Below are 25,725 nucleotides of genomic sequence, written 5' to 3'. Positions count from 1 at the left end.
CTCCAGCATCGACAGCGCCTCGTTCACAATCGTCCGGATCGCTCGCAGCGGATGATCGCGCCGGACCCGCGCCTCCAAGTCAACGTAGCTGAACAGCTCGCCCGTTCGAATGTCCCCGCCGCGCACGTCCCATCTCCGAATCTTCTCTTCGGAGCCAATGAATCACGGTCACCGGTCGGCGGCGAGCGCCTTTTTTCAACAGCCTGCTAGAGCATGATCCGGAAAAGTGTGAAGCGGTTTTCCGAAAAGATCATGCTCAAACAGAGAGCTAAAGCGCGATGACGGTTCAACCCAATCTCATCGCGCTTTAGCGATTCGATGATCCGCCGCTGCCGGTGCGCACCACCGGGCTCGAGCCGGGCTGTACGCTCGGCCGCGACTGGCCGGCCGCGGCGCGTGCGCGCTGGCGCTCGCTGTCGTGCAGTGACGGCTGATATTTTGCGCGCGTGACGGCGAGCGTCGAGCCGCGCCAGGCGGCCAGCATCACCAGCGCCGAGCGGTCGCTGATGCGGTCATAGAGCCGCGCCAGCCGGTAGACCTCGTTCACGGAATTGCCGATCGCGGGCTTGAAAAACAACAGAATGCGCTGGAAATTCGGGCTCGGCATGTCGAGCGCGCGCGCGGCAACCGCGAGTGCCTCGCCGCCGGTATCGTCGACGATCTGCGCCGCGACGCGCGAGGGCAGGATCAGGGTGTCGCCGAGCTCGTAGGCGAAGCTGTCGACGTCGCCGGCGATCGCCGCCATCTCCAGAACCTGGATCGCGCGCTTGGCATGTGCGGTCGGAATCCGCGGCGCGGCCTTCAGCGGCGTCTGCGCCAGATTTTGCAGGATCAGCGCGCGCTGGCTTGCATCGGCGCCGAAGAACATGTCGTGGATCTCGGCCGCTTCCTTCGGCTGCATCGCCATGTTGGCGGCCATGCGCGCTTCCGCGTCCGTCGGCGTGCGAACAGGCGAGGGGGCGGGCGTGGGCTGCGGGATTGTGCGCGCGAGCGGCACGCGGCGGCCTTCCTGCGCCGCGACCAGCCCGAGCTTCTGCAGAACGGGCACGGGCGTGTGCGGATAGATCGCAAGCTTCGCCTTGACGGACGCGCGCGTCGCATCGTCGACCTGATCGATCAGCCGCGTCGCAAGCTCGATGAATTGGCGCTGCTCATCCTCGGTGTGGGTGCTGGCCTGGACGTAGAGATCGGTCAACACGCGCAGCAGGGTCGGGCGTACATCGACGCCCTCGCGGCGGGAGAGTGTCATCAGCCCGTCGAATCCGGGAAACAGCGACTTGGTCATGGAGGCGTACGCAACTCGGAAAAGAACTGTTGTCTCAGCCTATCAAGAGTTCCTTTAAAGGCTCGTTAAGGAAAACGAGATGTGAAGCAAACCCACTCAATTCAAGCCATCTCGTCTCGCTGCGGGACGGCGAGACAACGGTCCGTGCGGTTACGGTCCAATGGCCATGTTTACACCCCGTTAACCATAAACTGATCCTAATGACCCCCATGTTGCCGGGGCGCGTTCGGGCGCGCGGTAGTTGAGAGAGCTGACATGGGGACCATCATCGAATTTCCGGCCGGTCGCCGGGTGGGCTCGTCGGGGGACGTCACACCGCGCGCGGACATGGGAACGATTTTGATCCTTCCCGTCATCCGCATCGAGCGCGAGAGCGACGAAACCAGCGGCGATCGCGGACCGGAGCAGGGCACCGCGCCGGGGCGCCGTCGTCGTCGCCGCTGAATTGCGGCTCTTGCAATGCCGGAATCAATTCGCCAGATCCGCACCGTTCTATCGGCCCTTCTGCTCACGGCTGTAGGCGCCTCGCTCGCTGGCTGCAGCGGCGGTGATTTTGGCCGCACCCGCGCCGACATGCGCAGCGACGACATGCACAGCTGGCTCGGCGTTGAAGCCACCGGCAGCCTCGGCCTGAAGTCCTCCCAATTCCAGTTGACCGACGAGGAGCGCCAGCTCCGCGACCTTGCCTATCCCATGATCGAGCCGCCGCTGTCCCGGCCGGCCTGGAAGAGCGTGTTCGGCGATTACAAGGCCCTGCCGGCACCGTGGCGCCAGAAGGTCGTGTTCGATCGCACCATGTACGGGCGCACGCTGATCGACGAGCCGCATCGCTCGCACTCCTCGCGCTATGCGCAGCTGATCGAGGACGTGCGCAACGACGTCACCCGCTTCGAGCCGTTCTTTGGATGCGCGATCCGCGTCATCGATCTCGACAGGAAGCGTGACGCCAGCATGGCGCGCGTCTCCGCACTGTCGCCACAGGAAAAGGCGGACGCCGTCGCGCGCATGCAGGAGAACTCGCTGATCGTCCAGTGGGTGCAGCAAAGCCTCGAGCAGCGCGTCTCGTCCTATCGTTGGGCGCTGGAGCGGCTGGTGATCCAGGCACCCGACGGCATGGCCGCCGACGCCGATCGCCTGATCGGCGAGCTCGCCGCACAAACCGCCAATCCGCCTGTTATCTCGCAGCCGCCTTACGGTCGCGCGGTGGTGTCCAAGGGCTGAGCGTGGCCGCTAGGGTCGTCTGGGCATCACCCGGTCCAGGAACTCGAACAGCCTGCGCCGGGAATCGTCGGTCACGTCCTGGCGAAAATGATAGGCGACGTGATCGCCGCGGACGTCAATCTTGTTAAGCCCGTCCAGCTGCTGACAATCCCAGCAATGCGTCGCGCCGGCATAGAGGTGCCATTCGACGGGGGCGCCGGCTTGCTTCAGGACGTCGAGCCGGTCGAGGCATTCCTGCGCGGGCGTCTCGGTGTCGGCATCGCCCATCAAGACCAGAAGTGGTCGCGACACATCTGGATTGACAAGATCGTATGGCGGCCGTTGTTGCGGCGTGATGCGGAAGCATCCGGGATAAAAACTTGCGACGGCCGCAAATCCCGGGCCCGACTTCAAGGCATCGACGTAGTGCGGGCTGGCTGCCAGCAAGCCCACCATCGCACCCCATGAGAAACCCACAAGCGCAATTCGTTGCGCATCGACATCAGGCATTCGTCGCAACTGTTCGGCCGCTTGCAGCGCATCGCGTGCGCCCCGAAAGAAGTTCACGCCGTTCTTTGGACCGAAGCAGACGCTCTTGACGCCACGCGGCTCCAGGCTGTCGACAAGCAGGACGACGTAGCCGCGCGAGGCGGCGGCGCGCGCCGATGCAGCAACGGCAACGTTCAGCCCGCTGCACTGGTGCATGAGAACGATGGCTGGAAACGGGCCTGAGCCGGGCGGCTTGATCAATGCCATCCGTGGTGACGTCAGCCGGTCGACCGTCTCGACGATTTCAGGGAGAACGAGGTCCGGGGCGATTGTTGCTCCGCGATAGATCGCCTCGGCATCCCAGACCGCCGCCTTCCATTCCGGCCCGTCCACCGCGCTTGCGGGGCTATACCCAGCGATCAGCCCGACAACCAGCACGATCAGCCGGCGCCGCCCCCTGTGGCCCGGCCGCCCGAGGAATCGGTGCCGACCGCTGCCGCTAACCCTCCCAGGCATTCCGCCACCCTACCGATTGGTGATTGTCCTCCCGGGTAATAGGGGTAGGATTGGCCCGTTTCTTCAAGTGATTTTCATCCAAAGGTCCTTCGCGATGCGCTTCAACGCCGCAAGTCCGGTTAAGAGCCGTCTGGATGTTACCCTGCCGCGAAAACTGCTGGCCCTCGCCGTTCTTCTGGGATCATCAGGCTCGGCTGCCGCGCTGACCAAGGAGGCGGCACTCGAGAACTGCCGGATGACGGTGGGCAAGCCGATCGTGCAAGCCTGCATGCAGGCGCAGGGTGGCCGCAAGGCCGGTGCCGATATCGAGGGGTGCCGCGCCAAGGCCTCGCCGCAGGTCAGGGCCTGCGTGATGGCAGCTCTGAACGCAGCCAATGGCCGCGCCAATGTCGCTGTCGAGCTTCCCAAGGAAGCTGCGCCCAAGCTCGACCCCGGCACGGCACTGCCGAAGGATTTCATCGCTCCGCCCCGCACCATCGCCGACATCACCGCGATCCTCGACAGCGAAAAGCCCGACGCAAAGCTCATCGCGGAGCTGAAATCGGACGCGGAGGCGACGCCCACGGGGAAGGAATCGCGCGGCGATCTCGCGCAATTCTATTTCGACCGCGCCAACGCGCGTTCGCAGCTCGGTCGGCTCGCCGAATCCACCGCCGACGCCAGCAAGGCCGTCGAGATCGGCCGCGGTGTGGTGGAGCCCAACATGATGGGCCGCCTGATGCAGCTCCTCTCGCTGCAATATGCCGCGGCCGGCGATCCAAAACGGTCGCTCGAAGTCATGCAGCGGCTGTTGCGCGACACCGCGAGCCTGCCTGGCGCCAAGGGATATCAACTCAGCGCCAATAGGTCCGTTGTCGGCATTCTCATCCAGATGGGCGACATCGCCCAGGCCGAGGCCTATCTGCGCCGGACCATGAGTGCCATCCAAGAAGCGCGAACCAGCGGTCTTCCGGGCTGGCGCACGTCCTATGCGCGCATGGGGCAGAGCTGGGAGGCGGATCTCGAAGGCACCAGGGCGCTGATCTTCGAGGCGCGCGGGCAGTTCGTCGAGGCCGAGGCCGCCTATCGCGTGGCAGAGCAACGCAAACGCGCCGCCATCAAGGCCCTGTTGGACTCGGACAATCCGCCGGCTGAAACCGTCGTGCTGCAGGCGATCGACAATTTCGTGCTCAGTCAGGCCCGCATGAAGGCACGGCAAGGCCGACTTGCCGAAGCGGAGGTCGACGCGCGCCGGGCGTTGTTGTCGCGCCTGAAGGACACCGGCAAGTACAATCCGGTGATGCCGCGTTATGTGATGGGATTGGCAGGCATCCTGGTCGACGAGGGTCGCTACGAGGAAGCCGAACAGCTCGGCCGCGTCGCGCTCGAGATCAACAAGACGGTCGGCGTGCCTGATGACTCGCAATCGACCGTGCAATTGCTCTCTCATCTCGCCGGCATTCTCAACCTGCGGCGCAAGAATGCCGAGGCCAACGAGATGTTTGCGCAAATCGACAAGGCCGTCGCCAATTGGGATCCGCAGCGCCGACAGGTCATCGAGCTCAACCCGGCGCGCATTCTCGCGCTCTATAATTCCGGCCAGCTCGACGCCGGCATCGCCGCCGCCGAGCAACTGGTCAAGAAGCAGATCGGGCGGGTCGGCGAGAACCATTTCGACGCTGCGTCGGCGCGTGGCACCCTGGCGATCGGCCTGATGCGGGCGCGGCGGGATGCCGATGCCATCAGGGAATTCAAGGCCGCCATTCCGATCATGATGGCGAATGCGAATGAGAACGCCGACGACGAGAACACGACCGTGGTGGCCGCGCGCAGCCAGCGGCTCCAGACCATCGTCGAGAGCTACCTCCTGCTGCTGGCGCGGGCCGAGGGCACCGGCGGCGCCGTCGGTGAGGAGACTTTCAGCCTGGCCGATGCCATCCGCGGCCACTCCGTGCAGCAGGCGCTCGCAGCCTCCAGCGCGCGTGCCGCGGCAAAGGATCCCGCGCTCGCCGAGCTCGTCCGCAAGGAGCAGGACCTGACAAAACAGGTCAACGCCCAGCTCGGCACGCTCAACAACGTCCTCGCCATTCCCTCGGCGGAGCGCGACGAGAAGGGGGTGCAGCAGATCCAGGCGTCGATCACGGCCTTGCGCGGTGAACGCGACAAGGCGCGCCAAGAGATCAAGCAGAAATTCCCTGTCTACGCCGATCTCGTTTCGCCGAAGCCGCCGAGCGTTGCCGAGATCCGCGCGACGTTGTCGGACAATGAAGCGATGCTGTCATTCTATTTCGGCCAGAACGGCAGCTTCGTCTGGGCCGTGCCGAAATCGGGTCCGGTGGCCTTCGCCGCCGTCAATGCCAGGAGCGGCGATATCGAGACGAAGATCCGCAAGCTGCGCGAGGCGCTTGAGCCGCAGGCCGCGATGATCTCGGACATTCCGCCGTTTGACCTGAAGCTCGGCTACGAACTCTACGAGCTGCTGCTCAAACCGGTCGAGAGCGGATGGAAGCCGGCCAAGAACCTGATCGTGGTGACCAACGGCGCACTCGGCCTGCTGCCGCTGTCGCTGCTGCCGACCGCACCGACAGAAGTGGCGGCGGACGAGGATCCGCTGTTCGTCGGCTATCGCAACGTGCCGTGGCTGGCGCGGACCCATGCCGTCTCGACGGTGCCTTCGGCCGCGGCCTTGCGCACGTTGCGGCAGTTGCCGCCCGGCAAGCCCGGCCGCGGCGATCTCGTGGCGTTCGGCGATCCCTATTTCAACAAGGATCAGCAGGCCGAGGCAGAAAGCGCCGACGGCAAAGTGCAGGTCGCCGATGTCGGCGGCAACGTCACCCGCGGCATGCCCCTGAAGCGTCGCAGCAGCCCGAAGCTCGAAGGCGTCGATAGCGCAGAGCTCGGCCTCTTGCCCCGTCTCCCCGATACCGCCGACGAGCTCAAATCGATCGCGCTGGCCTTGCAGGCAGATCCCTCGAAGGTGCTGTTCCTCGGCAAGAATGCGACCGAAAGCGCAGTGAAGACGATGAATCTCTCCGGCTTCAGGATTCTGGCGTTCGCTACGCACGGTCTTGTGCCGGGCGAGCTCAACGGCCTGACGCAGCCGGCCCTCGCCCTGTCGTCGCCGGCGGTGACTGGCGAAGGCGGAGATGGCCTCCTCACCATGGAGGAAATTCTGGGCCTGAAGCTTGACGCCGACTGGGTCATCCTGTCCGCCTGCAACACCGGCGCTGGCGCCGGCGCCGGCGCCGAGGCGGCCTCCGGTCTTGGCCGCGCGTTCTTCTATGCCGGAACGCGCGCCTTGCTGGTGACCAACTGGTCGGTGCATTCGCAATCGGCTCGCCAGCTCGTGACCGATCTGTTCAAGCGCCAGGCCGACGATCCAAAACTGTCGCGGAGCGAAGCGCTGCGGCAGGCGATGATGGCCCTGGTCGATGGTCCCGGTTACCTGAACGGCGAGGGCAAGACCGAGTTCGCCTACGCGCATCCGCTGTTCTGGGCGCCGTACACGATCATCGGTGATGGCGGCGTACGATGATTGATTTGGGAAGGTTGGAAGGCCAATGATGCGGAATATCTTGCTCGGGCTGGTTGCGGCTGGTCTCCTGTTTTCGGGAGCGTCGCGGGCAACACAATTGATCACGGAAGAGGAGGCCAAGCTGCCGCCACCGAAGGGCGCGGTCGCGGCTGACCGGCGCGGCATCCTGCGCGGTCCCAAGGTGGAGTTCATCTCGCCGGGCGATGCCGTGTCCTCGCCTATGCGGCTGCAATTGAAGTTCGAGTCGTTCGGGGGCGCCAAGATCGATCCCGAATCCGTCAAGATGGTGTTCCTCCGCTCGCCCAACGTCGATCTGACGTCGAGGATCAAGCCGTTCGTCCAGGCTGACGGCATCAACATGCAGGACGCGGAACTGCCGCCCGGCGAATACACCGTGCGCGTCGACATCAAGGACAGCGACGGGCGGCCGGGCACGGCCATCTTCACCCTCAAGGTCGCACCCAAGTGATGTGTCCCTACTGCCAGGCCGAGAATGCGGATCGCGCGCTGGTCTGCGCATCCTGTTCGCGAGACATCGCCGTTCCCGCAACGCTGATTGCGGAGCGCGACGATCTCCTGCGCAAGCGCGACCAGTTGCGCGATGAGCTGGCGCGGGCCAGAGACGAGGTCGAGACCATCATGCGGCGCAGGACGTCGCGCTGACGATGGAGTGTCCATTCTGCGCCGAGACGATCAAGGACGAAGCCATCGCGTGCAAGCACTGCTCGCGCGATCTGCGCGTGGTGCGGCCGACGTTGCTCGAGATCGACGACATCGTCGCCGAGCTGGACAAGCTGAGGCGCGATCTCGACCGCGTCAATGTCCGGCTCGAGCGGTACAAGAATCCGCTGCGCTATTACGGGACGCATGCCGTTCTCTACGTCGTCATTCCGTCGATCCTGCTGACGTTCGCGCATGTTCTGGTCACCATCACCTTCAATCTCTCGCCAATTCCGCTCCGCATCGCCTCGATCGTCATCCCGCTGCTGTTCGGGTTTGCAGCCTATCCCCTGCATCGGGTCTCGACATTGGGAGCGTTCGTGCTGGCGTTGCTGCTCGCCAGCGTCAGCATCCAGGCGATGCTGACGGTGACCGGATTCCACGATGATGTTCCTATCCTGCCCACCGTGTGGGTCGAATGGCGCGAAGTGTTCGAATACGGTGCGAGCATCCTGCTCGCCTTCGTGTCCGGAAACATATTGGGAGTCGTGATCTTCCAGGTCTTGCCGCGCGTTCTGGGCCAGGGCGGCAAGCCCAATGCTTTCGCCTTCAGGATGGCGCGCCTGCTCGGGCAGCATGTCGGCGAGGAACAGCTCCGCCGCCGTGCGCGCTTGATTCAGGACTTGATGCAGACCGTCGGCCCGCTGGCCGGCGTCGCCGCGACCGCCGTGGGCTCGATCTATGCCGGCCTGAAGGGCTTGCTCGGATAGCTTATCGTCAGTCGTGCCGGCGGCTGGAGTTGTTGCGAGGCTTTGCGCGCACGCGTTGCAGCTTCCCGACAAAATCCTTCAACGCGTCCGCCAGCGGCGCGGATGCGCGATAGGCGAGCCCGACCTCGCGCTTGATCTTCACCTCGATTGGCCTGATGGCGACATCGGAAACGCCCTTCGCTACGCCTTCCGGGACGACGGCGATGCCGACGCCGGCCGCGACCAGCGCCATGGCCCAATCCTCCGATTGCGCGATCGCCGCGGATTGGCGGCGCCGCGCCGCGCGGCCGAAGAACGCGCTCTGCTCGCAATGGCAGCGGTCGATCATCGGCACGTCGGCGAGATCGGCGGTGCTGAGCTTGTCCTTCAGCGTCAGCGGATGCGACGGCGGCAGCGCCGAGACGTAACGCTCGCTCCAGAGCGGCACGAAATGCTCGTCGTCGCGCAACATGCTTTTCGAGATGATCCGAGCATCGGCGCGTTCGTCGCTGCCAACGAGCCGCAGCGCGACGTCGCTTCGTGCGGTCAACGGCTTCAGCAGCGCGATCGTCCTGGTTGCGTCGAGCGTCCGCATCAGGCCGAGCGTGACCGTCGTCCTGGCGCTGGGCTTGCGGAACAGCTTTCGCGCGGCGTCGGCCTCGTCGATGATGCGGCGGGCGACGGTATGAAACTGCTCGGCCGAGGCCGTCGGCGCGACGCCCTTCTTGTGCCGGATGAACAGCGTGGTGCCGAGCTCGGCCTCCAGATTGGTGATCGCGGTCGAGATCGACGGCTGCGACACGAAGCAGGTGCGAGCCGCAGCGGTGAGGTTGCGTTCACGGTAGACGGCGGTGAAGTAGCGGAGCTCGCGGATGTCCATAGGATGTGCCTAGAGATATCATCAATATTCAATATTTTACCTATGGATTCGAGGATGACAAGAAGGCGCTGTCCACAACAGGCGAGCGTCATCCATGAAAATTCATCACCTCAACACCGGCACGATGTGCCCGATGGGCCGCCGGCTCGTGAACGGCACCGGCGGCCTGTTCCAGCGCGCCCGCATGGTCTGCCATTGCCTGCTGATCGAGACCAATAACGGCCTCGCGCTGGTCGACACCGGCATCGGGCTCGGCGATATCGCCGCGCCCGAAAGGCTCGGGCGGCGATGGCTGCGCCAGACCGCACCGAGGCTCGATCCGGCAGAGACGGCCGTGCAGCAGGTGAGGGCGCTCGGTTATTCGCCCAATGATGTGCGTCACGTGCTGCTGACGCATCTCGACCGCGACCATGCCGGCGGCGTGCCCGACTTTCCCCATGCCGCGATCCACGTCCATCGCGCCGAATACGACATGGCCGTGCTGCACAAGCCGGCGCCGCCCAAAGGGCGTTACGTCACAGGCCAATGGGGCCACGGACCGAGCTGGAGTTTCTACGGTGAGACCGGCGAAGACTGGTTCGGCTTCAAGGGCGTGCGCGCGCTCGGCGATCGCGAGGCCGATATCCTGATGATCCCGCTCGCCGGCCACACGCTTGGCCATTGTGGCATCGCGGTCCGCACCAGTGACACATGGCTGCTGCACGCCGGCGACAGCTACTTCCATCACGGCCAGCTCGACGCATCGCCGCGCGCGCCGCTGATGCTCCGCTATTTCCAGCGCAAGGTCGACATGGACCGCAACGCCCGCATCGCCAACCAGGCGCGCTTGCGGGAGCTGAAGCTGAACCATGGGAAGCGTGTGGCGATTTTCAACAGCCACGATCCCGTGGACTACGAGAACTGCCGGTGCGGCGCGCATTAGCGCAGCTTGCGAACAGGCGCCCCCGCGCGACGTCATCCGTCACGTTGCAATCGCGAGAAACGGAAATTGCAATGGCTCGCGCCGCCGGCCAGCGTTTGCGTCCGTTCCAGGCGGATGCCGCGGGTTGCATAGGCGTCGAAATCAAGGCCGCAAATGTTGGGCAGGATCTCCTTGTCGCCGTGGCGGCCAGCGAATTTGCAGAAGCCGCAGGCTTTGTAGTTGATGCCGAATTCAAAGCTATCATTCGGACCGGGCTCGACGAAATCGTAGGCGAAATCCTCCGGAAATTCGGCCTGATGGCTCTCTGTGACGCTTCTCGCCGCCTGTTCGCGCAGCAAAATCTGGTTCTCCGCCGACATGAATTGATCCCCTGCGGCGAGACGATCCGCCTCGGGCTCGGTGAGCAGCTGTGCCTTGTAGATCTGCCGCTCGATCTCGCCGATCACGGGCACCGGCACGCCATGCCGCCGCAGCACGCGGCTGATGGCCATGAAGCCGGTGAGGCGCATGAAGAAATCGCTCATGCGGCTCGCTGTGCCGCCGACATAGGGCATTTGGGTGAGCACGATGGCGAATTCGTCCATCACTTCCTGCCTGATGGCGTCGACGTCGGACAAATGCGTGCGCTCGCGCAGCATTGGCTCGGCCAGGTCGAGGCGCTGGCGCATGGCGGATTCCATGGCGTCGCGATGGGCCTCGTAGAAGGGATGGATGGTTTGAGGCATGGGGCACCTGAGGATTTGGAAAAATTCTGAAGCTGTTTTCACTCGGCGGCGATCGCCTCGATCTCCAGCAGCCATTTGCTGTCGACAGTCTCGGCGATCATGACCGTCAGCGCGGGTTGATGCTCCCCGAGCATCCTGCGGCGAACGGTGCGGTTGGTTACGACCTGATTGCGGTCGGTCAGGAAGGTAGTGACCTTGACCAGGTGCTCGACGCCAAGACCGGCAGCAGTGAGCACCTGCATGACGTTGCGCCAGGCCTGCTCGCATTGCGCCTCGAACCCTTCGGGCACGGAGCCGTCGGACTTTTCGGGGACCTGGCCGCTGATGAACAGCAGGCGGCGGTGCTGCGTCACTTCAAGCCCAAGGCTGTAGCCGCCGGCGGGAGGGTGGACCGCTCTGGGATTGTGACTGACGATGTGAGCTTGGGGCATGAGAACTTGGGGCATGACCTGTCTCCGGATTGCGAACCGACCCTATCCGGCGACATCACTGCCGCGCAAAGCATCATTCCTGCGGTTCAGCGCAAGAAAATCTATTGCAAGGCGATGGCCCATCAGTGTCAAACTGATGCGCGATGACCTACGCCCTTCCGCCACTCAACGCGCTCCGCGCTTTTGAGGCTGCTGCGCGCCATCTCAGCTTCAAGCTGGCCGCGCACGAACTTCACGTGACCCCCGCTGCCGTCGGGCAGCAGGTGAAAGCGCTGGAGGCGCGCCTCGGCGTGCAGCTGTTCGAGCGGTTGCACAAGCAGCTCATCCTGACCGCGGCAGGTCAGGCCTATCTGCCGGGGGTGTCCGAGGGTTTTCGCCACATCGCGGAGGCGACCTCGCAGTTGAAGCCTGAAGGTGTCGTGCTGCTGCAATTGGGCGTCCATGCCAGCTTCGATCTGCGCCGCCTTGATCTCGCGGCGTTTCGGAGTGCGCATGCGGAGATCGGCTTGCGCGTGCTCCAGCCTGCCGGCCTGCATGAGCTTGTCGAGGGCAAGGTTGATCTCTTGATCGCCCGCAGCCTCGGCCATCATCCCGGCTATCGTTGCGACAGGGTCACCGAGGGGGCAGGTCTCGGCGATTGGCTGATCGCGCCCGAGGGCACCGTGGATTGTCCGGAGATCGTCAGCCTTCGCGAATGGCTGCGTACCGTGATGGATGAGAGGGCGCGCGCGAGCCGCCGGCCGCGGCTGGTCGGCGGCGTCGGGAGTTGATTGTTATCGGCGCTGTCCCAGAAATGCATTGAGCGGGATTTGCGCCTCGTACTGGCGAGCCTTTTCCAGGAGGACGTCTCACAACTGTCCATCCGGTAGAAGCTGCGCCTGCGCGCGGGCTTCGCGCGCAGCTTCAGCGAGCCTTTCGCTCAACGTCTTTTCCTGCCGTACTCTTCGTCGGACCTGACTCATTTGGTCCGTAACGCAGGGCAGTTCCTTGCGTTCCTATGCCAGACGGACGTCCAGCCGGAACGTCAGGCTCGCCAGCGCATTACCTCCCATATCGAAGGAGGACGTCATGAGTGTTGAAGGTAAGATCAAGGAAGGCGCCGGCTACATCAAGGAAGAGATGAACGAGCACGGCAAGGATCCGAACAGCCAGCGCAAGGCCCAGGAGGGCCGTGATCTTCGCAACGAAGGTCGTATGGAAGACGGCAAGCCGCCGAAAACCACCAAGCCGGGCACCGGTCACTGATCCGGCCCGATCCGGAAACCGCCCTTGACTCGTGTCAGGGGCGGTTTTGTATGAGCGGAAAGCCGCGCACCTCCATCTCCTGGACGACCACGAAGCCAGTTCCCGTCGTTGCAACCGCTCGGCCCGCGATGATGCGCAAGCTCCTGAACTGGTTTTTCCGCAATCGTGAAACAGGCGCTATCACGATTGTTCAGGCGCCCAATCTCGTTCTGTGGATCGTGATCGCAGCGGCCCTTCTCCGGTGGCTCTGGCCGCCCTCAGGTCAAGCCAGCGTTGTGCTGACCGTTATCATCAAAGGTGGACTTCTCCTCTGGGCCGCCGACGAGATCGTCCGCGGCGTCAATCCCTGGCGGCGCTGTCTCGGAACGGCGGTGGCGATCTACGAGATCACGACCGTTCTGCCTCACGCGTGATGGCGTCCTTTCACGCGTGCACAATCAATTGTGAACCGAAGCATCGCGCGCGTGCTGGCGTCGCTGCCGCAGGCCATCACGCGGCTGCGGTGTTGAGGGGTCTTCGAGATCGGCTTCGCCATGGAATCGATGCCGCCACTTGTCCACACCCACGACACGCAGTAGCGACGAATAGATCTGACCCACTAGCAATCGATAATTTGCAAGCGCGCTCTCACGTTGCTTTGATCGCGGCATGAGCACCAAATCACGCGAGGTCATCTGGAGCGGCCGCATCATGGGGGCGGAGATTTCCGCCAAGCATGCCCGCGAGGAGGCGAAGAAGGCGGTGCGCGAGGCCGATCGTGCCGAGGCCGAGGCCTGGTCGGTGCGCATGGAAGGTTACGGCGGTCCCTCGCAGCCATCACCGACGATCGGGCAATGTCTCAACGGCGGCATGGGCTGGCTCGAGGTCGAGTGCATTAGGTGCAAGGCACGCGCGAGCCTGCCGCTCGATGCGATCCGCCGCCCGCGCGACACACCGATCTGGAAGCTGGAGGCATCGCTGAAGTGCCGGTCATGCCGGAAGGGACGGACCGCACCGCCCGTCCACATGATCAAGCTGACGGAAACGCGGAGCATCACGCCGTACAAATGGGTGCATCCGACCGAGGAGCGGTAGGACGACACGGCCCAGGCGGCCGGTCGCGCGGTCATCCATCCGCGAAGGCACGGCTCATCTGTACAGCAAGGACCCAAGGCAGATGATGAGCATCGCGGTGCCCAGTGCAACCGTCACGAGGGCCCGCTCTGCCTTGCCGGATAAATCGTCTTCTTGCATTGCGTGCCCCCTTGCGATGGCACGGGATTAACTTAACAAATATCAAGTTGTTCCTGGAACCCGTGCTGTCGGGTGATCCTGGATCGGCCCGACCGACAGGGGCAGAAGCTGGCATCAGCATGAGCACCAGCTTCCTGGATCGACAATTCTGAAATCGGGCGCCGCGCCAATATTTCGAACATTCTAGAAATACCGTTGACAAGCTGATCGGGACGGGCGCATGTTGCTCGTCATGAAGATCGACGATGTAGCAGCGCGCCTGGAAGCTTTGGGTAACCGGACCCGGCTCCAGATCTATCGCGCCCTGGTTCGGGCAGGACACTCCGGCATGCCGGTCGGCCGCTTGCAAGAGAAGCTGAAAATCCCGGCATCGACGCTGTCTCACCACATCAAGTCGCTGGTCGCGGTCGGGCTTGTCAGCCAGGTCCGCGAATCCACGACCCTCGTTTGTCACGCGAACTTCGACGCGATGCGTGGGCTAGTGGATTTCCTGGCGGCGGAGTGCTGCGCGGACGAAGTCGGATGCGGGGGCGCTCAATCGGCCGCCTGATTTTTTTGCGACCTTATTCGATGATTCTAGAATGATGGGAGTAACGACATGAGTGATGCAAAGACGGTAGCGATCATTGGGGCGGGGCCTGTCGGCCTTGCAGCAGCTGCACACGTGCTCGAACGCGGCATGTCACCCATCGTATTGGAGTCCGGGCCGGAGGCGGGACATGCGATCCGCCAGTGGCAGCACGTCCAGCTGTTTTCGCCGTGGGAATACAATGTCGACAAGGCCGCAGCGCGTCTGCTCGCGCCGACGGGCTGGAATTCGCCGGACCCTCAGGCCTATCCGACCGGTGGCGAGCTGCTTGAGGGATATCTCAAGCCGCTCGCGACGCGAACGCCATTGCGTGACGTGATCCGCACGTCCAGCCGGGTCTCGGCCATCAGCCGCGTCGGCTTCGACAAGGCGAAGACGAAGGGCAGAGAGCAGGCGCCTTTCGAAATCCGCTATCAGAACGGCAAGGGGCCGGAGGTTCTGCGCGCCGATGCCGTGATCGATACGTCAGGCACATGGTTCTCTCCCAATCCCGCCGGCAGCAACGGCCTGCCGGCGATCGGCGAGGCTGAGTGCGCCAACCGCGTCGCTTATGGCATGCCCGACGTGTGGGGCGCCCAACGTTCCAGATATGCCGGCAAGAAAGTTGCTGTGCTTGGCGCCGGCCATTCCGCGGTCGGCACGCTGATCGATCTTGCACGTCTCGCCGACGAGGTGCCGGGGACGCAGCCCGTCTGGCTTGTGCGCGGCGCCGATCCGGCAAAAGCTTTCGGCGGCGGCCGCAACGACAAGCTTGCGGCGCGCGGCGCGCTCGGCAGTGCCTTTGCCGCGCTCGTGACCTCCGGAAAAATCGGCGTCGAGACCGAATTCGGCGTCACGCATCTCACGGAGTTCGAAGGTCGCCTGAAGATCTCGGCCGGCGCCTGCTGCGATGCGCGAAGCGTGGTCGTGGACGAACTGATCGTGTCGACGGGCTTCCGTCCCGACTTTTCGTTTCTGTCCGAGCTGCGCTTGCGGCTCGATCCGGCGATCGAGGCGCCGGTCGCGCTGGCGCCGCTCATCGATCCCAACGAGCACAGCTGCGGCACCGTGCGCCCGCACGGCGCACGCGAGCTCGCGCATGACGAGCCGGGCTTCTATTCGGCCGGCATGAAGTCGTACGGCCGCGCGCCGACCTTCCTGATGATGACCGGCTATGAGCAGGTCCGCTCGATCGCAGCCGACATCGCCGGCGACAAGAAGGCCGCGGCGAGAGTCGAACTTGTGCTGCCGGAAACCGGCGTCTGCACGCGCGGCGGCGTCGAGACAGCCTCAGCGGGATGCTGCGGCGGGCCGGCGAAGGAAGAGGCGTCGGCGTGCTGTAGCACCGACGAAACGGCCAAGAAGGCCGGCGCATCCGGCTGTGGTTGCGCCTAAGCCGTGGCGGCTCGGGCGCCGTCGTTTTGGTCGTAAGAGGGGGGAAGCTATTCGTAGTCTGAGCGGTCGGTCTCTCATCGCGGTGATGTGCATTGGACAGGTCGGCAATCTGTTGCCGCATGTCACGCTGTCGGCAAATCTCGCGCAGCATCTGATGCCCGCATGGGACCTCTCCGCAGCGGAGGGCGGGTTGATGGCGAGCGGTTACGCGTTCGGCTACATGCTCGCGGTGCCCTTGCTGACGACGCTGACCGATCGCATCGATGCGCGGCTTGTGCTGCTCTGGGGCTCGGTCGTCAGCGGACTTGCGACCGTGGCCTTTGGTATCTTCGCGCAAGGGTTCTGGTCGGCGACTGCGATCTGGTGCATTGCGGGCCTCGGATTTGCCGGCGCCTACATGCCGGGATTGAAGGCGTTGACGGACCGGCTGCCAGCCGGCGACAGCTCGCGGGCCGTCACATTGTACACGTCGAGCTTTTCGGTTGGCGTCGGCCTGTCGTTCCTGGTGGCGCAAGTCGCCGCCGATCGTTGGGGATGGCGGACTGCTTTCGTCGTGACCGGCTTCGGTCCCATCGCGATGGTTGTGGCGTGCCTTCTGATGCGGGAGCAGCGCCCTGTCCCGAAGGCAGGACGATTGCTCAACTTCGTCCCCGTCTTCGCCAACCGCGAGGCGCTCGGATACATCTTCGGCTATGGCGCGCATTGCTTCGAGCTCTACGGCATCCGCACCTGGCTGGTCGGCTTCTGGACCTTCGTCGTTGCGCATCAAAGCGCGCCCTCGTGGTTGACGCCCGTGCTGATGAGCTTCTGCTTCGCGGTGATCTCGATGCCCGCCAGCATCCTCGGCAACGAGGCCGCATTGAAATTCGGACGACATCGCGCCATCACGGTGGTGATGCTCGCGTCGGCCTGTGTCGCGATCGTCATCGGTTTCAACGCGACCGCGCCCGCATGGGTGCTTGCGTTGCTGCTGATGATCTATGGCCTGACGGTGCCGGCCGACTCCGGCGCGCTAACGGCCGGCATGTCCGCTGCGGCCATTTCCGAGCATCGTGGCGCCACGCTGGCCCTGCATTCCACCGTCGGCTTCGGACTCTCTGCCCTCGGCGCCTGGGGGACAGGCGCGGCGCTCGACGCAGCAGGCGGACCGCAGAGTGCGCGGGGCTGGCTGCTGGTCTTCATCGTGCTTGCAGCCGGGATTGCGGTGGGACCGCTCGCGCTGGCCTGGGCGCGAACGGCTCCGCCGAAGCGCCAGATATCGTGAGCGCGAGTACGCGCTCGTTCACGGCTTCGTCAGGCATTCAGGCGGACACTTCGACTAAAGTCGTTCTATCGACGCAAAAGCCCGAAGTTTGCTCATGGCGCAAGACCAGAAGAGTGAAGTCCCGACGGAAGCGTCCGACGAAGCCAACCCGCACATTTTGGCGTTTGCGGGCAGCAGCGTTGGAATCGTTCAAGTCAAGGGCGCGCGAGAACGATGGCTGGCGCCGGCGCTTCTGCACAATTGCTCCACCGGCATCGAGGAATCGACCTGGACGACCACCCCCGAGACGGTGATCGGGCTGCGTCTCCACGGCGCGGCCGTCGAAGATCACAATCGCAGGGTCGTCCGGACCAGTGGGCCCGGCCGCGATTTCACCCTTCAGCCCAAAGGCGCCCGGACGCGCTATCTGGCTCACGGAAGCATCAAGTTCGGACAAGTGTTCTTGCCGGATGCTCTGCTTGGCAGGGCTTCCGAAGCAGAAAATGTTCCGGCGCTCGTCGCACGCCTTCGCGACGACCTGTCGTTCGTGCCGGAGAAGAAACTGCATGCTTTGACCTTCGAGTATCTCCGGCGGGCATTCGACTCGCGCATTCCCGCCACATCGCTCGAGATGGAAGGCCGCGCGCTCCTGTTGGTCGACTGGCTGATACGGTTACATCATTGGCCGCATGGACGCGCTACGTCTCGGATGGGCGGATTGTCTCCGCGCCAATTGCAGGAGACCCGCGACTTCATTGCCGAACATCTCGCGAACGACATTTGCTTGGACGATCTGGCCGAGTTGACTGGACTCACGGCCAAGCATTTTGCCCGCGCCTTCAAACAGTCGACCGGCTTGCCGCCGCATCAATACCTGATCTTGCAGCGCGTTGAAGCGGCCAAGCGCCATCTGATCGACGGGAAAATGAGCCTCGCCAGCATCGCGCTCGCATGTGGCTTTGCCGACCAAAGCCATTTTACCGCGACCTTCAGAAGAGCCGTTGGCGCCTCGCCCGGCGCCTGGCGGCTCGAATACGCGAAATGACTGCCTGCCGTTTTCGGCTCTAGCCCTTTGCCGAGCGCGATGATGGCGAGCGCCAGGGCGCGCATCCGCAATTGCGGGCATTAGCTGGGCCGACCGGCGTCTCTCGATTTCATTCGTCTTTGCCTGGCCTCTTCCCGAGTTGGCGCTTGCAGGCAGTGCACGCCTGCAGCGCAGGACCGCGCAAAAGGTGCGCCTTTTTCAATAAGACGGACGAAATGCAAAAGCCTCCGCGCGCGCTACTCGAATAGTTTGGGGCGACCACCTCTCCGAACGTTCGAGCGGAAACCGATGCGCATAACGACGCTACTATCAACTTTGCTACTGGGAGCAACAGCCATGACCGCGCGTGCCGCGACCGATGTCGCAACAGATCCTGCCATCGATCCGCAGGTCAGGGCGTTCCTCGTGCAGATCAACAAGGACGCTACACCCTTCTGGGAACTGCCCCAGCCCAAGCCGCAGGACATCCTGAGCGGGCTGCAGGACCAGACGCCGGTCGACATGTCCGGGGTCGCCACGACCGAGCGAACCATCACCGAGGCTGGTCGACATGTGAAGCTCTATGTCATGAAGCCCGAGCATATCACCGGCAAGCCAGGCGTGCTGCTCTTTATCCATGGGGGCGTCTGGATCGCCGGCAATTTCGACAATCACAAGCGGCTGTTGCGCGACCTCGTGGTCGGATCGGGGCAGGTGGGCGTGTTCGTCGAATACACGTCGTTGCCGGCCGCGGTTTACCCGACCCAGCTAGACGAGATCTATGCCGCCCTGCAATGGGTAGCCGGGCACGCCGGGGAGTTCGGCGCCGATGGCGACAGGATCGCAGTCGCCGGCAATTCAGTCGGCGGCAACATGACCGCGGCGCTGACCCTGATGGCCAAGGACCGCAAGGGGCCGAAGATCAGCTATCAGGTGCTGCTCATTCCGGCGACCGACGCCAGCGTCGATAGCCAATCGTATCTCGCCTATGACAGGGATCGCTTCCTTGCTCGCGACTTCATGAAATATGGCTGGGATCGCTACGCGGGGGACGCCAAGACCCGCGACAATCCCTACGTCTCGCCGCTGCGCGCCAGCCTCGATCATCTGAAAGATCTACCTCCGGCACTCGTCATCACCGCCGAGAACGACCCGCTTCGCGACGAAGGTGAGGCTTATGCGCGTAAGCTCAAGGAGGCGGGAGTGAGCGTCGATGCCGTACGCTACAACGGCACAATTCACGACTTCGTCCTGCTCAACGCGCTGCGCAAACTTCCCTCGACGGAAGCCGCGATCCGCCAGACGGTCGACGGTATCCGTAGCCATCTCGCACGCTGACCGGCCACCGTCGCTGTAAGCGGTCGCGATCATCTGAACTCCGACATGAAAACACCCGCGACGGATTTCTCCGCGCGGGTGCGACGATCTTTCGACGATGCCATTCTGCCAGTGTTTTGCCCGACGTGTCAAAGCGGAAAAATGCGGCGGGCGGGCCGATGCGGCGACCCTGCAAGCGCCTGCTTCGGCGCGACGTCGAAATTGCCAGTGGCTTCAATGCCCCCGCTACTGTGCATGGGGTTGTTTTCGCGCGCTTTGCTTTGAGGCGCCTCAACGCCCGCGCTTTAGCGTCGGCCGCGCGGCGTCTCGGCCTTGGCGGGCGCTTCGGTCTGCGGCGCGCAGGTCGCGGCGGCAAGCGAGCCTTGCGCCTGCGGCATCAGGCCGGGCTCGGCGGCGAGCGCCTTCATCACGATCAGGCCCGTCGTGCTGGGGGAGTCGATGATCAGGCGGTCGGCCGCGGTGATCTCTTCGTCCTCGGGCAGCGCGTTGTGCTGCGCTTCCGTCATCAGGTCGAGCTCGATCACCTTCTTGCCGGCCGAGCGGTCGTTGATGGCGTAATAGGCGATCTCGTTACGGGTGTAGAACGACACCGACGTATAGGCCTGGCTCACCGGCACGGTGAGCTTGATCGGCCCGCCCGAAAGATCATAGCGGCAGATCGCGAGCGCGAAGGCCGGGTCCATGAACGGCATCGGCGAGGTGTTGGGATCGGCCAGCGGCAGCTGCGTCACGCCGTTGAGCTTGGTCATCGGCGTCAGCCGCGAATAGGCATCTTGCGTTGCAATGCGCGGCAAGGCCAGCACGCTGACGAGGTGGACCACGAGGCCCAGCACCACACCGGCAACAATCGTGAACACCAGGCGGATCATGAGCAGCCCACCGTGGAGATGCTGGGCATCGGCGCGTCGCGCTTTGTGCGCGTCGCCACGCCCACGGGCGTGTCATAGAGGCGGAACATTAGCGCATAGCGCTCGATGCCGCCGGTCGGCAGCCAGTTGCCGGCGCGCGAGCGCGCGGCGATGTGGATCTCGAACGAGCCGTCGGACTGGCGCAGGATCTCCTGGCTGGTGAAGCCGTAGCGCTGCAACGAATTGGCGACGAGGTGGCCCTTGCGGTCGTACAACGTCAGCGTCCAGAACCGCGCCGGCGGGGTCACGCCTGACACGACGACGTCGCAGCGGCCGTCGAGCGCCTTCTTCTTGTCGTCGGTCGTTGCGGTGAAGGCGACGCCGTCGCCGGTGCCGATCGGCAGCTCGCCGTTGCGCACGATGGTGGCGCGCGAATAGGGATCGACGTCGGCGGTGCCGGTGCGCGGGCGCGCGGTCCAGGCGCCGATGGTCAGCGCGCCGATCTCGGTGCCGCGCGTCGTCGTCATCCAGGTGGCGCCGACGCCGACCACGGTCGCGAGCAGCAGGGCCGTCAATGTGATCAGGAGCAGCCGCACGGGATCAGATCAGTTCTTGCGCGGGGTGGATGCGTTCGCGTTCTCCTCCGCCGCATAATTCTGCGGGAAGGCGAGCGCGCTCGTCGACGACGCCGGCTTGGCCGGCTGGCTGTTGTTATCAGTCGATTTGGTCGCGGTCTTGGCCGCGTCGTCGAGCAGCTTCTCGACGCGCACCAGGATGTCGGCGCCGCGCTTGGTCAGCACCGGCGGCGGACCGGGCTTGGTCTCGAGCACCTTCGGTCCTGCATTCGCCTGCGCGTTCGCGAGCGGCTCGCGCGGCAGCTTCTGGCCCATGCCGACGCCGGGGATCTCCCGGACCTCGACGCCCTGATGCGCCGCGACCATGATGTCGTGCCAGGTCTGCGCCGGCAGCGAGCCGCCGGTCATGCGGTTGGTTGGCGAGTAGTCGTCATTGCCGTACCAGACTGCGCAGGTGAAATTGCCGGTGTAGCCGACGAACCAGGCGTCGCGATACGCGTTCGTCGTGCCGGTCTTGCCCGCGGTCGGAATGCCGTCGAGGGCGGCGCGGCGCGCGGTGCCTTCGCTGACGACGTGGCTCATCATGCCGGCCATGTCGGCGGCGATATTCGCAGGAATGGCCTGGCGCGGCTTCGGGCCGTCGCGGTCCCAGCGCCAGACCAGATCGCCAGCACCGGTGCGCACTTCCAGTACCGAATGCGGCGTCACGGCCTTGCCGCGGTTCGGGAAGGTCGCATAGGCGACGGCGTGCTCGAGCACGGTGACTTCGTCCGAACCGATTGGCAGCGACGGCGTGTCGGGCAAGGGAGCCTTGATGCCGAAGCGGCGCGCGACCTCGACGATCTTGGCGCGGCCGAGCTTGGCGGGGTTCGGCGCCTTCGGCTGCTCCTTCTGGCCGATCGCGATCGAGAGCTTCACCGGCACGACGTTGATCGAGCGCGTGATCGCCTGGGTCAGCGTCACCGCGCCGGAATAGGAATGGCCATAGTTCTGCGGACACCAATTGCCGATGCAGACCGGCCCGTCGACCACGATCGAGTTCGGCGTGAAGCCGTTCAACAGCGCAGTGGTGTAGACGTAAGGCTTGAACGAGGAGCCGGGCTGGCGATAGGCGTCGGTGGCGCGGTTGAACTGGCTCGCGCCGTAATCGCGGCCGCCGACCATGGCGCGGATGCCGCCGTCGAGATCGGAGACGACGGTCGCGGCCTGCGTCGCGTGATAGTCGCGGCCGAACTGGCGCAGCTGGTTCTCTATCGCGTCTTCGGCAGCCTTCTGCACGTTGGTATCGATCGCGAGGCGAACGACGAAGACGCGCTCGGTGTAGGATTTCGGGAAGGTGTCGACCAGCTTGCGCATCTCGTCGAAGGCGTAGTCGAGATAATAGTTCGGCGAAGCCTCGTCGCGGCGATCGACGGCGAAGGCCGGGTTGCGGCGGGCGCCGAACACCTGGCCCTCGGTCATGAAGCCGGCATCGACGAGATTGTCGAGCACGACGTTGGCGCGGGCACGCGCGGCAGGCAGGTTGATGTGGGGTGCGTATTTCGTCGGCGCCTTGAACAGGCCCGCGAGCATCGCCGCCTCGGCAAGCGTCACGTCGCGCGCCGACTTGTTGAAGTAGAAATGCGCCGCGCCGTCGACGCCGAACGTGCCGCCGCCCATATAGGCGCGGTCGAGATAGAGCTTGAGGATCTCGTTCTTGGTCAGGCGCCATTCCAGCCAGACCGCGAGGAATGCCTCGTTGATCTTGCGCTCGATGGTGCGCTCGTTGCTCAGGAACAGGTTCTTGGCGAGCTGCTGCGTGATCGAGGAGCCGCCCTGGCGAACGCCGCCGGCTTGCGCGTTGGTGACGAGCGCGCGGGCGGTGCCGGCGATGTCGATGCCGAAATGCTCGTAGAAGCGGCGGTCTTCGGTCGCCAGCGTCGCCTTGATCAGCACGTCAGGAAAATCTTCCAGCGGGATCGAGTCGTTGTGCTTGATGCCGCGGCTGCCGATCGGGTTGCCGTAGCGGTCAAGGAACGTCACCGCGAGGTCGGACTTCTTCAGCCAGTCCTCGTCCGCGGTTTCGCGGAAGGCGGGGATGGCGAGGATCAGCATCAGCACCATGCCGCCGAGGCCGATGGTCGCGGCTTCCGACAGCGGCTCGATGAACACCCAGCGCTTCCAACGCCCGACATAGAAGCGGTCCATGAAGGTCGAGTAGCGCTCGTAGAGCTCGCGGATGCCCTTCGCCGAGGAGAACAGCGAGGAGTCGATGCGTGCATCGAGGTCGAGGAAGAAGTTCCTGATACGACTCTTCCAGTTGGATGGTGTGTTCTGGACCACCTAGAACCCTTGAGGCTCGGTTCGAAAGCGTTCAAGCACCCGGCCGGGGCGGCATCGAGACGTCTTGCGGGATTGTTGCGGCAAACCCAAGGCGCCCGTTCCGCGCACCAGAGGGGACTTGCTGTTCTTCTAGCCGAGCGGGGCCTATAAACCAATGGCCAGGCTCGCAATTTTGAACAACAGGCCTAATTGAACCCCGGTTCAATACGGGCCTCGCAGGGGTGTTCCTTGCAGTCTGACGGCCGCGCGCCCTAGATGGCGCTGGCCCTAGCTCTTTGGATCAGTATCAGCCGCATGACCGCAGCACGCAAACCACCTTCGGACCAGGATGGATTCTTTTGGAAAACCAAGAAGATGGAGGACATGTCGACGGCCGAATGGGAGAGCCTGTGCGACGGTTGCGGCCGCTGCTGCCTGAACAAGCTCGAAGACGAGGATACCGGCGAGATCTACTTCACCGATGTCAGCTGCAAGATGCTCGATTCCTGCACGGCCGGCTGCAAGGACTACGCGAATCGCTTCGACTTCGTGCCGGACTGTGTTGTCATGACGCCAGAAAAGGTCCGCACCCTGTCCTGGCTGCCGCCGAGCTGCGGCTACAGGCTGGTCGCGCAAGGCCGCGATCTCTACTGGTGGCACCCGCTGATATCGGGCGATCCCAATACGGTGCACGAGGCTGGCGTCTCCGTGCGTGGCCGGGTCGCCGGCACCGAGGACGAGATCCCGGACACCGAGCTCGAGCACTATTTGGTGCAATGGCCGGGGCAGGTGCCGAAGCGGGCACGCCTGAAGCGACGTCCCAAGGACTGATCGGCCGGCCCTCTTCTCATCACATCATCGGGATGACCATGGTGCGGGATGCACCCATGCGCCGTGGTGCCTGCCTGAGAAGAAGGTTGCTGTTTAGATTGGTAGGATAGAACGAATCCTTCGCGGCTTTGCGCCGCAACACGCCCGATCTGACAGTCCGAGATGAACCAGTTCACACGGCAGAGCAAGCAAGCTGCCGATATTCAGACATTGCCCGACGATATCGCCGAGGAACTGACCCGTCTTCCGGGCGAGGTCATCAGCGTCGGCGACGCGCCCCCGATCTCGCCGCCGGCAGCGCTGACCTCGGATGAGGTCCGCACCATCGTCATCAGCCTGATGCTGACGATGTTCCTGGCCGCTCTCGACCAGACCATCGTCGCCACCGCGCTGCCGACCATCGGCCGCCAGTTCCAGGACGTCTCTAACCTGTCTTGGGTGATCACCGCCTATCTGCTCGCCTCGACTGCGGTCGCCCCGGTTTTCGGCACGCTGAGTGACATCTACGGCCGCAAGGCCATGATCATCGTCTCGCTGAGCCTGTTCATCGCCGGTTCGATCCTGTGCGCGATCGCGCCGAGCATGCCGATGCTGATTCTCGCGCGCGGCCTGCAGGGGCTTGGTGGCGGCGGCATCATGCCCGTCGTGCAGACCGTGATCTCCGACGTCGTCTCTCCGCGCGAGCGCGGGCAATATCAAGCCTATTTCTCCAGTGTCTGGATGGTCGGCGGCATCCTCGGCCCTGTCATCGGCGGTGTGTTCGCCGAGCATCTGCACTGGTCGATGATCTTCTGGATCAACCTGCCGCTCGCAGCCGCAGCGCTGGCGCTGCTGCTGCCGAAGATGAAGAAGATCCCGGTGTTCCACCGCAAGCGCAAGGTCGACTGGCTCGGCGGCGTGCTGTTGATGGCCTCCGCCGTCGTCTTCATGCTGGTGCTGACCTGGGGCGGCACGCGCTATCCCTGGCTTTCGCCAACGGTGCTGGCGATGGTGGGCGGCGCCGTCGCGCTCGCGTTCACATTCGTCTGGCACGCGCGCCGCGCCGACGAGCCGTTCCTGCCGTTGCCGTTGCTTGGCGGATCGGTCGCGCCCTTTGCGCTGACCGCGGGCGGCTGCGGCCTCGGCGCCATCACCGGCCTCACCGTGCAGCTGCCGCTCTATTACGAGTCGGTCTATCACCTCAGCGCCAGCGAGGCGGGCCTTGCGCTGATCCCGCTCGCAGCGGTCTCGACCATAGGAGCGGCTGTCGCCGGTCGCACCATGGCGCGCGCCAAGCACTACAAGCGGGTCGCCATCATCGGCACGTCCTGGGCCGCGCTGTGCGCGCTGGGTCTCACGGTCACCACGCTGCCGCTGTGGGGCCTCCTGACGCTGATGGCCGCGTTCGCGCTCGGCCTCGGCACGACGTTTCCGGTCTGCGTGGTCTCACTGCAGAACTCCGTCGCCCGTCCGCTGGTCGGCACCATCACCGGCGCGATGAATTTCTTCCGCTCGCTGATGTCCTCGTTCACGGTCGCAGCATTCGCCGCCATCCTGCTGATCGCGCTCGGCGCAGACATTCCGCTGGCCGGCGAGCATCACGCCGCAGGCAGCATTCCGGCGATCCCGGCCGAGGACATGCGTCACGCGTTCCGCTATGTCTTCGCGGCGGCGACCGCGCTGATGACGACAGCCTCGCTCTGCCTGATCATGATGGAGGAGCGGCCGCTGGCAGGTCCCTCCAAGGCGCAACCGGTCGAGATGGCGGAGTAGG

26 protein-coding genes and 1 pseudogene are annotated in these 25,725 nt (G+C 64.4%); 18 read left to right on the top strand and 9 right to left on the bottom strand.

What is annotated here, in order from left to right; genetic code table 11:
- A pseudogene (locus L6639_RS43230) lies at positions 1-126 on the bottom strand (IS5/IS1182 family transposase); the annotation flags it as partial.
- A gap of 181 nt (positions 127-307) precedes the next feature.
- The gene (locus L6639_RS05200) at positions 308-1,285 is read right to left on the bottom strand and encodes a DUF2336 domain-containing protein (protein WP_237859360.1); all 978 of its coding nucleotides are present in this window, start codon (positions 1,283-1,285) and stop codon (positions 308-310) included.
- Between the two features lie 255 nt (positions 1,286-1,540).
- Here L6639_RS05200 and L6639_RS05195 point away from each other — a divergent pair, with 255 nt between their 5' ends.
- Together L6639_RS05195 and L6639_RS05190 are read left to right on the top strand one after the other, a co-directional pair.
- Positions 1,541-1,729 carry a hypothetical protein gene (locus L6639_RS05195; protein ID WP_100177693.1) on the top strand — a complete coding sequence of 63 codons (189 nt, stop codon included), beginning with the start codon at positions 1,541-1,543 and terminating at the stop codon, positions 1,727-1,729.
- 15 nt (positions 1,730-1,744) lie between these two features.
- The gene (locus L6639_RS05190; RefSeq protein ID WP_237859359.1) at positions 1,745-2,506 is read left to right on the top strand and encodes a hypothetical protein; all 762 of its coding nucleotides are present in this window, start codon (positions 1,745-1,747) and stop codon (positions 2,504-2,506) included.
- 9 nt (positions 2,507-2,515) lie between these two features.
- Here L6639_RS05190 and L6639_RS05185 read toward each other — a convergent pair whose 3' ends face one another.
- Positions 2,516-3,490, bottom strand: a complete 975-nt coding sequence (locus L6639_RS05185; RefSeq protein WP_237859358.1) for a dienelactone hydrolase family protein — start codon at positions 3,488-3,490, stop codon at positions 2,516-2,518.
- 94 nt (positions 3,491-3,584) lie between these two features.
- Here L6639_RS05185 and L6639_RS05180 point away from each other — a divergent pair, with 94 nt between their 5' ends.
- From L6639_RS05180 to L6639_RS05165, 4 genes are read left to right on the top strand one after another with little or no spacing between them, the layout of a single operon-like run.
- Positions 3,585-7,004, top strand: coding sequence for a CHAT domain-containing protein (locus L6639_RS05180; protein ID WP_237859357.1), 3,420 nt, complete (start codon positions 3,585-3,587; stop codon positions 7,002-7,004).
- 25 nt (positions 7,005-7,029) lie between these two features.
- The gene (locus L6639_RS05175) at positions 7,030-7,473 is read left to right on the top strand and encodes an Ig domain-containing protein (protein WP_237859356.1); all 444 of its coding nucleotides are present in this window, start codon (positions 7,030-7,032) and stop codon (positions 7,471-7,473) included.
- Complete coding sequence (locus L6639_RS05170) at positions 7,473-7,667, top strand: hypothetical protein (protein ID WP_237859476.1); 195 nt, start codon at positions 7,473-7,475, stop codon at positions 7,665-7,667. Before L6639_RS05175 ends, L6639_RS05170 begins: the two co-directional genes overlap by 1 nt.
- Before the next feature lie 2 nt (positions 7,668-7,669).
- Positions 7,670-8,434 carry a hypothetical protein gene (locus tag L6639_RS05165; protein ID WP_237859354.1) on the top strand — a complete coding sequence of 255 codons (765 nt, stop codon included), beginning with the start codon at positions 7,670-7,672 and terminating at the stop codon, positions 8,432-8,434.
- A 7-nt stretch (positions 8,435-8,441) separates the two neighbouring features.
- Here the strand turns inward: L6639_RS05165 and L6639_RS05160 are convergent, their stop codons facing one another.
- Entirely contained in the window at positions 8,442-9,293 is an 852-nt protein-coding gene (locus tag L6639_RS05160) for a LysR family transcriptional regulator (RefSeq protein ID WP_237859351.1), read from the bottom strand.
- A 94-nt stretch (positions 9,294-9,387) separates the two neighbouring features.
- Between L6639_RS05160 and L6639_RS05155 the strand changes: the two genes are divergently transcribed.
- The gene (locus L6639_RS05155; protein WP_237859349.1) at positions 9,388-10,215 is read left to right on the top strand and encodes an MBL fold metallo-hydrolase; all 828 of its coding nucleotides are present in this window, start codon (positions 9,388-9,390) and stop codon (positions 10,213-10,215) included.
- A gap of 32 nt (positions 10,216-10,247) precedes the next feature.
- Here the strand turns inward: L6639_RS05155 and L6639_RS05150 are convergent, their stop codons facing one another.
- Together L6639_RS05150 and L6639_RS05145 are read right to left on the bottom strand one after the other, a co-directional pair.
- The gene (locus L6639_RS05150; RefSeq protein ID WP_237859346.1) at positions 10,248-10,940 is read right to left on the bottom strand and encodes an L-2-amino-thiazoline-4-carboxylic acid hydrolase; all 693 of its coding nucleotides are present in this window, start codon (positions 10,938-10,940) and stop codon (positions 10,248-10,250) included.
- Between the two features lie 38 nt (positions 10,941-10,978).
- Entirely contained in the window at positions 10,979-11,371 is a 393-nt protein-coding gene (locus L6639_RS05145; RefSeq protein ID WP_237859474.1) for a RidA family protein, read from the bottom strand.
- A 143-nt stretch (positions 11,372-11,514) separates the two neighbouring features.
- Between L6639_RS05145 and L6639_RS05140 the strand changes: the two genes are divergently transcribed.
- From L6639_RS05140 to L6639_RS05100, 9 genes are all read left to right on the top strand, one after another.
- Positions 11,515-12,141, top strand: coding sequence for a LysR family transcriptional regulator (locus L6639_RS05140; RefSeq protein WP_237859344.1), 627 nt, complete (start codon positions 11,515-11,517; stop codon positions 12,139-12,141).
- A 298-nt stretch (positions 12,142-12,439) separates the two neighbouring features.
- Positions 12,440-12,616, top strand: coding sequence for a hypothetical protein (locus L6639_RS05135; protein ID WP_237859342.1), 177 nt, complete (start codon positions 12,440-12,442; stop codon positions 12,614-12,616).
- Positions 12,617-12,747: 131 nt separating this feature from the next.
- Positions 12,748-13,029, top strand: a complete 282-nt coding sequence (locus L6639_RS05130; RefSeq protein ID WP_237859340.1) for a hypothetical protein — start codon at positions 12,748-12,750, stop codon at positions 13,027-13,029.
- 235 nt (positions 13,030-13,264) lie between these two features.
- Complete coding sequence (locus L6639_RS05125; protein ID WP_237859338.1) at positions 13,265-13,690, top strand: hypothetical protein; 426 nt, start codon at positions 13,265-13,267, stop codon at positions 13,688-13,690.
- Between the two features lie 391 nt (positions 13,691-14,081).
- Complete coding sequence (locus L6639_RS05120) at positions 14,082-14,399, top strand: ArsR/SmtB family transcription factor (protein WP_237859472.1); 318 nt, start codon at positions 14,082-14,084, stop codon at positions 14,397-14,399.
- A gap of 48 nt (positions 14,400-14,447) precedes the next feature.
- A complete protein-coding gene (locus L6639_RS05115; protein ID WP_237859336.1) occupies positions 14,448-15,812 on the top strand; it encodes an NAD(P)-binding domain-containing protein in 1,365 nt (454 codons plus the stop codon).
- A gap of 85 nt (positions 15,813-15,897) precedes the next feature.
- A complete protein-coding gene (locus L6639_RS05110; RefSeq protein ID WP_237859334.1) occupies positions 15,898-17,076 on the top strand; it encodes an MFS transporter in 1,179 nt (392 codons plus the stop codon).
- A gap of 157 nt (positions 17,077-17,233) precedes the next feature.
- On the top strand, positions 17,234-18,100 hold the full coding sequence (locus L6639_RS05105) for a helix-turn-helix domain-containing protein (RefSeq protein WP_237859333.1): 867 nt from the start codon (positions 17,234-17,236) through the stop codon (positions 18,098-18,100).
- A gap of 336 nt (positions 18,101-18,436) precedes the next feature.
- Positions 18,437-19,417, top strand: a complete 981-nt coding sequence (locus L6639_RS05100) for an alpha/beta hydrolase (RefSeq protein ID WP_237859331.1) — start codon at positions 18,437-18,439, stop codon at positions 19,415-19,417.
- Between the two features lie 284 nt (positions 19,418-19,701).
- Here L6639_RS05100 and L6639_RS05095 read toward each other — a convergent pair whose 3' ends face one another.
- Genes L6639_RS05095 through L6639_RS05085 form a run of 3 tightly spaced genes read right to left on the bottom strand, consistent with a single transcriptional unit; the run spans position 19,702 to position 23,162 of the window.
- Complete coding sequence (locus L6639_RS05095) at positions 19,702-20,286, bottom strand: DUF1254 domain-containing protein (protein ID WP_237859329.1); 585 nt, start codon at positions 20,284-20,286, stop codon at positions 19,702-19,704.
- Positions 20,283-20,861 carry a DUF1214 domain-containing protein gene (locus L6639_RS05090; RefSeq protein WP_237859327.1) on the bottom strand — a complete coding sequence of 193 codons (579 nt, stop codon included), beginning with the start codon at positions 20,859-20,861 and terminating at the stop codon, positions 20,283-20,285. Before L6639_RS05090 ends, L6639_RS05095 begins: the two co-directional genes overlap by 4 nt.
- A gap of 9 nt (positions 20,862-20,870) precedes the next feature.
- On the bottom strand, positions 20,871-23,162 hold the full coding sequence (locus L6639_RS05085; RefSeq protein ID WP_237859326.1) for a transglycosylase domain-containing protein: 2,292 nt from the start codon (positions 23,160-23,162) through the stop codon (positions 20,871-20,873).
- Positions 23,163-23,456: 294 nt separating this feature from the next.
- On the opposite strand from L6639_RS05085, the gene L6639_RS05080 reads away from it, so the two are divergent.
- A complete protein-coding gene (locus L6639_RS05080) occupies positions 23,457-23,972 on the top strand; it encodes a YcgN family cysteine cluster protein (RefSeq protein ID WP_237859324.1) in 516 nt (171 codons plus the stop codon).
- Positions 23,973-24,134: 162 nt separating this feature from the next.
- The gene (locus tag L6639_RS05075) at positions 24,135-25,724 is read left to right on the top strand and encodes an MDR family MFS transporter (protein ID WP_237859321.1); all 1,590 of its coding nucleotides are present in this window, start codon (positions 24,135-24,137) and stop codon (positions 25,722-25,724) included.
- Position 25,725 lies beyond the last annotated feature (1 nt).

Origin of the sequence: Bradyrhizobium zhengyangense (genome assembly GCF_022012555.1) — a bacterium.
Classification (GTDB): Bacteria; Pseudomonadota; Alphaproteobacteria; order Rhizobiales; family Xanthobacteraceae; genus Bradyrhizobium; species Bradyrhizobium zhengyangense.
The sequence above is the reverse complement of the archived record's forward strand: the minus strand, read 5'-3'. Positions and strand labels throughout refer to the sequence as shown.